General features: G+C 56.0%; 9 protein-coding genes. All 9 read left to right on the top strand.

Annotated elements, in window-relative coordinates; translation table 11 throughout:
- The first annotated feature begins 520 nt into the window (after positions 1–520).
- Entirely contained in the window at positions 521–1,777 is a 1,257-nt protein-coding gene (locus QNK41_RS12235) for an ABC transporter substrate-binding protein (RefSeq protein ID WP_319257255.1), read from the top strand.
- A 90-nt stretch (positions 1,778–1,867) separates the two neighbouring features.
- Complete coding sequence (locus tag QNK41_RS12230) at positions 1,868–2,623, top strand: ABC transporter ATP-binding protein (RefSeq protein ID WP_319257253.1); 756 nt, start codon at positions 1,868–1,870, stop codon at positions 2,621–2,623.
- A gap of 21 nt (positions 2,624–2,644) precedes the next feature.
- Positions 2,645–3,352: an ABC transporter ATP-binding protein gene (locus QNK41_RS12225; RefSeq protein ID WP_319257251.1), complete on the top strand. Its 708-nt coding sequence runs from the start codon at positions 2,645–2,647 to the stop codon at positions 3,350–3,352.
- Positions 3,353–3,683: 331 nt separating this feature from the next.
- Entirely contained in the window at positions 3,684–4,724 is a 1,041-nt protein-coding gene (locus QNK41_RS12220; RefSeq protein ID WP_319257249.1) for a branched-chain amino acid ABC transporter permease, read from the top strand.
- 10 nt (positions 4,725–4,734) lie between these two features.
- Positions 4,735–5,766, top strand: a complete 1,032-nt coding sequence (locus QNK41_RS12215; RefSeq protein ID WP_319257247.1) for a branched-chain amino acid ABC transporter permease — start codon at positions 4,735–4,737, stop codon at positions 5,764–5,766.
- Positions 5,767–5,863: 97 nt separating this feature from the next.
- Entirely contained in the window at positions 5,864–8,281 is a 2,418-nt protein-coding gene (locus tag QNK41_RS12210) for an FAD-dependent oxidoreductase (protein ID WP_319257245.1), read from the top strand.
- Positions 8,282–8,525: 244 nt separating this feature from the next.
- Positions 8,526–9,296, top strand: a complete 771-nt coding sequence (locus tag QNK41_RS12205) for an electron transfer flavoprotein subunit beta/FixA family protein (RefSeq protein WP_319257242.1) — start codon at positions 8,526–8,528, stop codon at positions 9,294–9,296.
- Positions 9,297–9,678: 382 nt separating this feature from the next.
- Positions 9,679–10,635, top strand: coding sequence for an electron transfer flavoprotein subunit alpha/FixB family protein (locus tag QNK41_RS12200; RefSeq protein WP_319257240.1), 957 nt, complete (start codon positions 9,679–9,681; stop codon positions 10,633–10,635).
- 368 nt (positions 10,636–11,003) lie between these two features.
- The coding region (locus QNK41_RS12195) for a hypothetical protein (RefSeq protein ID WP_319257238.1) at positions 11,004–11,725 on the top strand (722 nt) is incomplete at its 3' end.

Below are 11,725 nucleotides of genomic sequence, written 5' to 3'. Positions count from 1 at the left end.
ATCATCAACCCGCTGGACGGCCGCATGATGGCCACTATCATCGCCGCCGAAGCCCTGGCCGGCCGTGACAACTTCTGCATGAACTACCTCAAGGCCTTCCGGGCCGGTATGTTCGAGGGATAGGCTTCAAACGGACGTCATTTTTTCGTGTGCTTTCATCGAGGGTGAGGGGACGACATGACTCCTGTTTCCTTACGGTTGCCAAATTTTTCCATTGCCTATCGGATCGAAGCGCAAACTATTTTTCACCATGAAGCGCAAAATAGCTTGCTAATAGGCAAAAATTTTTGCTTTTGCGACTTTCAGCAAAAACAGATGCTATTTTGAGCACTTCCGAAAAAATTAGTTAACAAATTGTTGTTGATTGAAAAAATCAATTCTGAGATAGCATTTTTGATTGAATGAATGTGAATCAGTTGTTGCGGTATGTTTATTGCGTTCGAATATTTAACTGCAAGGAAGTGGCACTTTTTCTATTTCATCAAAGAGCGGTCAAACCCAAACCCCAACGGAGGAACCCATGAGAGGAAAGAAGCTGATAGTGAGTATTGTAATGGTTTGTTTTGCCCTGACCCTGTTTACCGGAACGGCGGCAGCCGAGAAGGTTCTCAAGGTGGGGATCATCGGTCCGTTTACCGGTCCTTCGGCTAAAAGTGGTGCCGAGTTCAAGGGATCCGTTACCATGGCCTTCGAGAAGGTCAACAACATGGTCGGCGACTACAAGCTCGAACCCGTCTGGATCGACAGCCAGAGCGACCCGGCCAAGGTGGCCAGCGCTTACGCCGAGGCTTGCGAACGTATCGGCATCCAGGCCGGCGTGATCAACTGGCACAGCTCCACGGCCGTGGCCGCCATGGATGTGGCCGCCCAGTACAAGGTTCCCCATATGTTCGGTTTCGGTGCCACCGAGGTAGTCAACGAAAAATGGCGCAGTGATCCCGAAAAATACAGCTACTGGGGAGGCAAAGGTTGGCCGATTCCCGGGAAGCTGATGGCCGGTTATGCCGAGACCATCGACAATGCGGTGAAAAGCGGCAAGTTCAAACCCAAGGCCAAGAATGTTGCCATCGCCTGTGAAGACACCGACTGGGGCCACAGCGCCGGTGACGCCGTTGCCGTCGAGTTCGAGAAAAAAGGCTGGAAGGTGGTGTCAAAAGACTTCTACCCCATTACCCAGACCGACTTTTACCCCCTGCTGGGCAAACTCAAGAAAAAAGACGTGGCCGTTTTGTTCAGCACCAGCACCGCTGCGCCGGTGACCTCTGCCTTCATCAAGCAGACCCGCGAAGTGGGCCTGAAGTCGTTGATCATCATCGACGGTCTGGGCTGGTCCGGCGACTGGTACAAGATGGCCGGCGCCGCCTCCGACGGCGTGCTGGACATGATTCCCCAGTTGACCACCCAGGAGGCCAAAGACTGGGCCGTTGAATATGAGAAACGCTTCGGCATGAAGCCCAGCCCCTCGGCTGGCGGCCTATCCTATGATGGCGCCGGTTTCTTCATCAAGATCCTGCAGCGCGCCAATGAGAAATACGGCAAGCTGGACAAGGAGACCATCCACAAGGTCATGGTGGAAGAGGTCAACACCGGCAAGCTGACTTACTCCAAGGCCGATGGCGCCATCATCATGAACGAATACCGCTACAACATGGATACCATGCCCGACCCGGTCGTCGCCCGCGACGGCTATTTCTTCCCGGTAATCCAGTACAAGGGCGGCAAAGGTTCCATCGTTTATCCCGAAGACTGGGCCGAAGCCGAGTTTGTGGCTCCCTAACCCATCCGTTCGCACCGTAACAGCATCCGCCGGGACCGGACGCTTCCGGTCCAGGCGGCATCCCCAACTCCTCAATCAGGTGAGGCGCAAATGATCGTTCTGGAGACCAAGGAGTTAACCAAGCAGTTCGGCGGGCTGACGGCGGTCAACGCGGTGTCCATGCACATCAACGAAGGGGATATCGTAGGTCTGATCGGCCCCAACGGGGCGGGCAAGACCACCCTGGTCAACGCCATTTCCGGCTTGAACCCACCCACCTCGGGCCAGGTGTTCTTTTTTGGCAAGAACACCACGGGCAAGACCCCGGAAAAGATGTGCCGGCGCCGATTGTCGCGCACCTTTCAGATCCCGATTCCCTTTCCCAAGATGACCGTGCTGGAAAACGTGATGACCGCGGCCATTTTCGGCAACAAGCCGGGTACGGTCAAGAATCCGGCGGCCCACAGCCGTAAGATGCTCGAATTCGTTGATTTTCCCATTGCCGAAGACACCATCAGCGAACAGCTCAACACCGTGCAGCTCAAGCGCCTGGACCTGGCCCGGGCCCTGGCTAGCGGCCCGAAATTGCTTTTTCTGGACGAGCTGGCTTCGGGCCTGAGCGAAGGCGAGCTCAAGGACATGATTACCCTGATTTTTAAGATCCGTGACCAGGGAATCACCATCCTGATGATCGAGCACATCATGCAGCTGATCATGAATCTTTGCAACCGGCTGGTGTGCATCCAGTTCGGCACCAAGATTGCCGAGGGTACCACAGAAGAGGTAGCCAACGACCCTAAGGTGACCAAGGCCTACCTGGGCGATGCCGGGGACGCGTGCGATCCCGAAACCCAGCCCGAGGCATAGTCCTCAACCAACGGAGATGCGATGCTACTGGAAGTGAAGAACCTCAATGCCGGCTACGGCTTTCTGCAGATCCTGCGTGACGTGTCGCTGACCGTGGACACCGGTGAGTACGTCTGCCTGGTGGGTCCCAACGGGGCGGGCAAGAGCACCACGCTCAAGACCATCGCCGGGCTGGTTTCACCCATGAGCGGCGAGATCCTGTTCGACACGGAGAACATCGCCGGTCTGCCGGGCAACCAGGTGGCCCGGCGGGGAATCTCTCTGGTGTCCGAGGCGATGAACCTGTTTGTCAACATGACAGTGCAGGAGAACCTGTTCATGGGGGCATATACCATCAAGGACAAGCGGCTGCAGAAAGACCGCCTGGACTTTGTGTACGACCTGTTCCCACGCCTGGTGGAGCGGCGCAACCAACTGGCCGGCACCATGAGCGGGGGCGAGCGCAAGATGCTGGCTATCGGCCGCGGGCTGATGCCCAATCCCAAGCTGCTTTTGGTGGACGAGCCCTCCTTCGGCCTGGCACCGCTGCTGACCGAAAACGTGTTTCAGAGCCTGGACACCCTGGTCAAACAAGGAGTCACCATCATGCTGGTGGAGCAGAACGTGACCAAGACTCTGGCGGTGACCGACCGGGGCTACGTGCTGGAAAACGGCCGTATCGAACTGTCTGGAAAGAGCAGTGACTTAGCCTGTGACGCTCACGTACGAAAGGTCTTTTTAGGGGTTTAAACGCTCACTTTGGTATTTTAACCATGAAATTCATTTTTTCATTTATGAAAAAAAATAGAAAATGGTCAATAAATCACAATAATCAAAAACCGAATAACAAATAAATCACAATATCCAAATTAAAAATTCCAAACCTTATGATCCTGTGGAAAGGATATTCCAACCAACGATAGTGGAGAAATCAAAATAGCAACCAACTGTTGGTTTTTACTCTTTTTGAGATTTGGATATTGTAATTTGGAATTTATTTGAGATTTGTAGTTTGTTATTTAAGCTTTAGTGCTTGCGATTTGTTGTTTCCGGTTTATCCGGATCGAATGGAAAGGAAATCATGGCTGAACAGCTGGAAAAACGTTTTTGGGAACGGTTCTTGAAGTGGTGCAAGTCCCTGGCCGGTATAGCCGTCATCGCCACCGTGGTGATTGCCCTGCTGGCCACCTTTGACCGCGGCGGTTACGTGCTGGTCAACACCGTCGTCACCGGCGGGATGACGGCCCTGGTGGCCATGGGGCTGGCACTGACCCTGGGGGTGCTCAACATTCCCATGTTCGCCCACGGGGAGTACTTCATGATCGGCACCCTAGTGGCCTACTATGTCTTCACCCCCATCAGCAATTACATCAACACCCATCCCGAGTCGATCCTGGTCTTCTGGGGGCCGCTGATTACCATCGTGGCGGCCATGATCGTGGGTGCCCTGGCAGGCGTGGTCTCCGAGGTGTTGGTCTTCTCCCCGTTGAGAAAACGCAGCCGCGAGAACTGGGTCATGAACTCCTTTCTGCTCACCGTGGGCCTGTCCGTGGTGATGATCAACGCCCATCAGGTATTCTTCGGGGCGGACTTCAAAGGCATCACGCACTACTGGGCAGGCATGCCCATCACGGTCATGGATGTGTTCATATCCCGCGACCGCGCCATCGCCTTTGTGCTGGCGGCGGTGGTGGTGGCCACGTTCTGGTTTTTCATGACTTACACGCGTACCGGCCGGGCCATCCGGGCCGTGTCCCAGGACGAGACCGGGGCACTGATGGTGGGCATCGGTCTCAAGGGCATCCTTTTGCTGACCATGTCGCTATCCTGCGCCCTGGCTGCGATTGCCGGTGCCGGACTGCTCTTCATGTATCCTTCGTACCCGTCGGTGGGGCTGGAACCGCTATACATGGCCTGGTTCGTGGTGATCCTGGCCGGTCTGGGCAATGTGCTCGGAGCGGTGATGGGCGCCTTCATGGTGGCCCTGCTCAAGGTATTGACCATTGAGTACATCGGTTCCGGCTGGGACTTCGTGGTGCCCACGGCACTGATTATTGTGATTCTGATTTTCAAACCCAGCGGCATTTTCGGTTCGGAAGTCCGCGGCGTACTGGATAAATAGCGGAGGATTCATGGACAAGACGATACCGACCGTCAACCCGTTTGACAAGCTTTTGAATCTAATGTGCTTTACCCCGCTGGGTCTGCTCTCCCTGCTGGTTCTATTGGTATTGCCCATGGTTCCGCCGTTCAACCAGGAGTACCTGATCCGCTGGTTGATCAGCGCCGCCTTCATCGCCTCGTTGGCCATCGCCTTCGACTTTACCGCCGGGCTGATCAACATCGTCAACTTCGGTTACTGCGCCATCATGGGTCTGGGGGGGTACACCTCGGCCATTCTGGCCGAGCGCTTTGGTCTGACCCCCTGGCTGGGCATCCTTGCCGGGGGCGTGGTTGCCGGCGTCCTGGGGCTGGCCATCGGCATGATCACCCTGCGCCTGCGAGGCATATTTGCCGCCTGCCTGGCCTGGTTTTTCGGCCTGGCACTGATGGGCCTGGCCACCAAGATGGTCTGGCTGACCCGCGGGCCAATGGGCATGCGCGTGGACCGGCTGTTCGAGACCCAGTCCAACGTGCCCTATTACTATCTTTTACTGATCATAATGGTGGCCATCTATATCATCTGCAAATGGGTGACACGCACGCGCATGGGATTGGCCTTTAAAGCCATTGGCCAGAACATGGAGGCAGCAAGAACCTCAGGGATCAACCCGGTGTTTTACCGGGTGAGCAACTTTGTTCTCTCGTGCGCCCTGGGCGGGGTGCTGGGAGGCTTTTACGCCCATTACTATGGGATTCTCACCCCGGACATGATGCACACCTCCAAAACAGTCGAAGTGCTGGCCGTGGCCTACATCGGTGGCCGGGGCAGCCTGTGGGGCGGGGCGGTCATCGCCTTTCCCTTCATCTTCGCCATGGAACTGATCCGTTCGTCGCTGTCCAACCTGCCGGGGCTGAACCTGCTTTTGTACGGATTGCTGCTGATTGTGGTGATGATCTACTACCCCGGCGGTTTTGCTCAATTCTTCGATACCTATTTTCGTAAAACTAAAAACAAGATGATGCATTATTTTCTCAACGGGGCGTATGGCAGCGCCAAGTGATGCCTAAACCAATATAAATGTTTGTTATCATTAATAAAACTATTGGCGTTGAACTTGCGCCGACACAATATTTTTAACCGAAAGGAGACAAAACACTATGAAAACACAGGCAAGAGTGGTCGTCATCGGCGGCGGTGTCATCGGTGTCAGTGTGGCCTATCATCTGGCTAAATATGGCTGGAAAGATGTGGTTCTGATCGAAAAACACGAACTGACCTCCGGCTCTACCTGGATGGCAGCCGGCAACTGCTCCTTTTTTCACGGCAACTACTACTGCACCCAGGTCAACATGAAGAGTATCGAGATCTACCAGGGTCTGGAAGCCGAAACCGGCCAAAATGTGGGCTGGCACACCACCGGCTCCATCCGCACGGCCGACAACCCCGGCCGCATGGAGGAACTCGGTTATGCCTACAGCATGAACCGCTGCCTGGGTCTGGATGTGAGCTGGGTCACACCGGACAAGATCAAAGCGATGCACCCGCTGATCAATACCGAAGACTTGCTCGGCGGTCTCTACTGGCCCGACGACGGTGACGTGGATCCCAACAGCGTGACCATGGCCATGAGCATCGGTGCCAAGAAGCTCGGTGCGGAAATCAACACCCATACCCAGGTGACCGGTATCGACCGCACCCCTGCCGATGAATGGCTGGTGCATACCGACAAGGGCGACATCACCTGTGAAGTCGTTGTCAACGCCGCCGGCCTGTGGGCACCGGAAGTGGCCAAGATGGTAGGGCTGGAAATCCCCTCCATCGCCGGCGAACATACCCACATCCTTTTCGAAGCCATCGATGCCGTTGAAAAGCGTGACGGATACCTGCCCCTGGTGCGCGACCCCGACCGATCCATCTATATCCGCCAGGAGATGGACAGCCTGATCCTCGGGCTATACGAGAGCAAAGTCAAACAATGGAACCCCAAAGGGGTGCCCTGGGACTACGCCCAGACCGAACTGCAGCCGGACATCGACCACATCGCGGATTTCATTGAAAATGGCATTTACCGTTTTCCCATTATGGGCGATACCGGCTTCAAGCACGTCACCGACGGGCCCATCACCTATACGCCCAACGGCGACCCGCTGGTGGGTCCGGCCTACCCGTTGAAGAACTTCTTCCACGCCTGCGGGTACAGTTTCGGCATCACCCAGGCCGGTGGCATCGGCCACTACCTGGCCGGCTGGATCATGAATGGCGAACCTGAAATAGACCTGTGGCCGGTGGACAGCCGCCGCTACGGCAGCTATGCCAACTGGGCTTACAACCACGAGAAGATCGAGGACACCTACCCGCGGCTGTATGCCATTATCTGCCCCAACGACTGGCGCGACGCCGCCCGCCCAAACCGAACCGCGCCCATATACGAGTACCAGAAGCAGGCTGGTGCCGTGTTCGGCGACTACTACGGCTGGGAATGCCCCAACTACTTCACCCAGGCTCCTGCCGAGAATCGTGAAAACCCGGGTTGGAAACGCAACAACACCTTCAACATCGTCGACGCCGAGTGCAAACATGTCATGGAGAAGGCAGGTATGGTGGACCTCTCCCGCTTTGCCAAGACCCGCATCACCGGTTCCGGCACCGAGGCCTGGCTCAACAACCTGACCTGCCAGAAAGTGCCCGTCCAAGATGGTCGCATCGCCCTGTCGCCCATGCTGGACAAAAACGGCAACTTCAAATCGGATATGACCGTCACCCGGATCAAAGACGGCGAGTACTTCTGTGTCACCGCTTCGGTGGGCAAACGTCACGACCAGCATTGGCTGATGGAGAACCTGCCCACAGATGGCAGCGTTTGCATGGAAGACGTGACCTACAAGCTGGGTTGCCTGGTGATCGCCGGCCCCAAAAGCCGGGAGGTGTTGGCCAAGGCCTGTTACAACGACGTCTCCAACGAGGCCTTCCCCTTCGGCACCAGCCGGGAAATCTACGTGGGACGGGTCAAATGCCGGGTCAACCGCATGAACTACGTGGGCGAACTGGGCTACGAAATTTTTCATCCCATCGAATCCCAGATCCCGGTATTCCAGGCCCTGATGGCCGCGGGCGAAGCATTCGATCTGAAAATGTTCGGTATGTACGCCATGGATTCCATGCGCCTGGAAAAGGGCTACCTGGCCTGGAAGAGTGAAATGAACGTGCACCACACGCCGCTGGAAACCAACGTGGCCTGGACGGTGAAGATGGATAAAGACTTTATCGGCAAGGCCGGGATTGAAAAGCAGAAGGCCGCTGGGGTCCCGCGTCAGCTGGTCTGCCTGGTATGCCAGGCAGAGGATGCCGATCCGTGGGGCTACAACCCGATCTTCAACGGTGACCAGATCGTGGGCATGACCTCCTCGGGTGGATACGGACACCGCACCGACAAGAGTATTGCGCTGGGTTATGTGCCGCCGGCACTGGCAGCGCCGGGAACCCGGCTGGAGGTGGAAGTGCTGGGCAAGCGTCTGGCCGCCGAAGTCGTGGCCATGCCGCTGTATGATCCCAAAAACGAGCGGATGAAAGCGTAAAATTAATTAAGAATTATGAATTTTGAATTATGAATGGATGAATTCTGTCGGCTTTTAGAATGATAGAATACCTTCATTCAAAATTCATAATTAAACATTAATAAAAAGAAAAATTATCCCTTGCAGGGCCTCCTCCTGCTGCCTGGGCGGGTACGACTCACGACACCTCCCCAAAGGGGGTCGTACCCGCCATCTCCGGCAACCGGAATGTGGCTTAAAACAAAAGACAGGTGAGGACACCATCATGCAGATCTACGTATGCGTTAAACATGTGCCCGACACGGCGGCCAACATCAAGGTTGTCGGCGAAAACGGTTTTGATGATGCCGGCTGCAAATTCATCGCCAATCCTTACGACGAATACGCGGTTGAACAGGCCGTACAACTGGTGGAAAAGAACGGCGGCGAAGTGATCGTTGTCACTGTCGGCAAGGCGGCAGCCGCTGCCACCATCCGTGCAGCCATGGCCATGGGGGCCCACCGGGGCATCCTGGTCACCATAGAGAGCCAGTTTCTGGACAGCCAGACCACGGCCCGGGCCCTTGCGGCGGCCATCCAGCAGGACGGCAAGCCGGACATCATTTTCACCGGCAAGGGCGCCGTGGACTCTGAAGGCTTTCAGACGCTCTACCGCCTGGCCGCTGCCATGGGGCTGCCGGTGGTCAACGAAATCAACAGGCTGGAACTCGTTGACGGCAAAGCTACCGTGGGGCATGAGATCGGCGGCGGTGCGCGAGAGGTGCTCGAAGTGGCCCTTCCCTGTGTACTGGGCACCACCAAGGGCCTCAACGAACCGCGCTACCCCAAGTTTCCGGATATCATGAAGGCCAAGAAAAAACCGGTCAAAGAGGTGGCCATCGCCGATCTGGGTGTTTCCGTCGATGGTGCCCAGAGCGAACTGGTCAAGTTGGAAAAGGTTCCCGAGCGGACCGGCGCCAAGATGCTGGGCGGCGATGTTCGCCAGGCGATGGAAGAGCTGGTGAGGATTTTAAAAGAAGAAGAAAAAGTCATCTGACAGATGGGAAAATGCATCTTGCATTCCAGGCCGGTGTTCTCGTATTTTTCAAATCCTCGACGTAGCTCAGCTACGCTTCCGGTTTGAAAAATCCTGCGGCCTTGGCCTGCAAAGCAACCTGCATTTTCCTGACAAGCCTTCAGTCGGAATTCGTAAATAAACGCGCATTTCCGAAGGCTTCGTAAAAAGCCCGAGATCAAGGCTTGCGGGCCGCGGTAGCGAGCTTGAGCGAGTGGTCAGCAAATTGATTTCATCCTTACGGCGAACATTCATGTTCCATCCTGAGGAATGAGGCGTATTGACGATACTCCGCAATGACGAATGATGAAGCGTAACGCAGATATCGGGCTTTTTACGAAGCCTTCCAATAAAGGAGAAAAGCATGACTACCATCGGCATATTGATTGAAACCGAAGACGGCAATATCAAGGACACCAATTTCGGCGTTCTGACCGCTGCACGCGAAAAGGGTGAGGGGACGATCGTCGCCCTGATGCTTGATGGTTCGGCGGACGGCGCCAAGGAGGTCCTTGGAAAATACGGCGCCCACAAAGTGGTTCAGGTTTCCGTGGCGGGCGGCGACATGTCGACCAGTCCGGACCTCAAGGCCAGGGCTTTGGCCACCGCCATCGACAACTACAGCCTGGATGCCCTTTTGGGACTGGCCAGCGCTCAGGGACGCGACATTTTTGCCAGACTGGCGGCATCGATGGATCTTCCTCTGGCCTCGGACTGCATGGCAGTTGACGTGGCCGCAAAAACCGTCAAGAAGTCTCACTTTTCGGGTAAAACGTATGCCACGGTCAAGATGTCCGGCCCGGTGGTGCTGTGTGCCCTTCGTCCCAATGCCATCGATGCGGTGGAAGCGTCGGCAGACGCCGCCGTGGAGTCCTTTGCGGCGCCCGTCGAGGATCCGGGTCTGGTCAAGGTGGTGGACGTTAAAAAGGAGGCCGCCGACACGGTAGACCTGACCGAAGCCGGTGTCATCGTCACCGGCGGCAGGCCCATCGCATCGGCGGACAACTATAAAATTCTAAGTGATTGTGCCCGGTTGTTGGGTGGCACTATCGGCGCCTCCCGCGCCGCCGTGGATGCGGGTTTTGCTCCCCACGCCATGCAGGTGGGGCAGACCGGTAAGACCGTCAGCCCGCGCCTCTATATCGGGTGCGGCCTGTCCGGGTCGGTGCAGCATTTTGCCGGCATGAAAACGTCAAAGGTGATTGTGGCCTTCAACACCGACAAGGATGCACCCATTTTCGAAAAGTGCGACTATGGATTTGTCGGCGACCTGTTCGATGTAGTGCCGGTATTAACCGAAGTACTGAAAGAAAAGTTGTAGTGTTCATCCACAAAGGGCATCTTTCGGCCCAGGCCGGCGTTCTCGCTCGGCTGAAATCCTCGACGTAGCGCTGCTACGCCTGCGGTTTCAACCTCCCTGCGGCCTTGGCCTGAACCAAAATCTCCCCTTTGTGAACGAACACAGGCAGCCTGCCAGAAATGGCAGTTTGGGGTTCAAAGCTGAGCGTTCGCCTTGATCTGGGCCCCAAACTGCCCTTTCTGGACGGATACTGGCCAAGACCATTTCTCGGTACCCCCAAAACATTGGCCCCAATTTTCTTCCTTCTGAGTTCCTGAGTGGAGGTGGGATGAAGCGTAACGCAGATATCGGGCATTTTAGGGAACCATCAATTTTTTCCGGAGTAGGTAATGGAACAGTACGCGATAATTAAATCATTTGTCATGCTCATGGCCATAGTCGGGGCCTTCTCTTTTTTCTTCTTGCGGGTCAAACGGCTCTATCGCCTGATGATGGCCGTTGAAGGCACCACGGAATTCAAGCTGGACCAGATCTCTGCGCGTATCGGCGTGCTGTTCAAGGATGTGCTGGGCCAGGCCAACGTTCGGCGAAAAAAATTGCCCGGTATCGCCCACACCCTGATCTTTTTCGGTTTTCTGGCCGTGCAGCCCCACAGCCTGGAATTGATGATCAAGGGGGTGTGCCCGGCATTCGAGGTGGGGAATTGGATCCCCGGCCTCTATGGCGGCTACCTCTTCACGGCCGATATTCTGGCCTCATTCGTACTGGTCGGGTTTGCCTATGCCATCTACCGGCGGACCATGCTGCGTCCGGCCTACCTGACCCTGGGGACCGACGCCAACCTGATTATCCTTTTTACCTGTCTGATCATCATCACCTTCCAGGCCATCAACGCCTTTCAGACCCTGCTGCCTGTCGAACCCGGCGTTTATGACTATCGCGGCGTGTTCCCCCTGTCCGGTTTGCTTGTGGGCCTATTCGGCCTGGACCAGATGAGCCCGAGGCAGGTTTTTGCCGGTTACGAGATTGCCTACTGGATCCACATGGCCACCATCATGGGGTTTCTGGTGTACATCCCCGGCTCCAAGCACCTGCATCTACTGGCCGCTGC

Source organism: Desulfosarcina sp., from assembly GCF_033791525.1.
Lineage (GTDB): Bacteria > Desulfobacterota > Desulfobacteria > Desulfobacterales > Desulfosarcinaceae > Desulfosarcina.
This window is presented reverse-complemented; position numbering and strand designations above follow the sequence as displayed.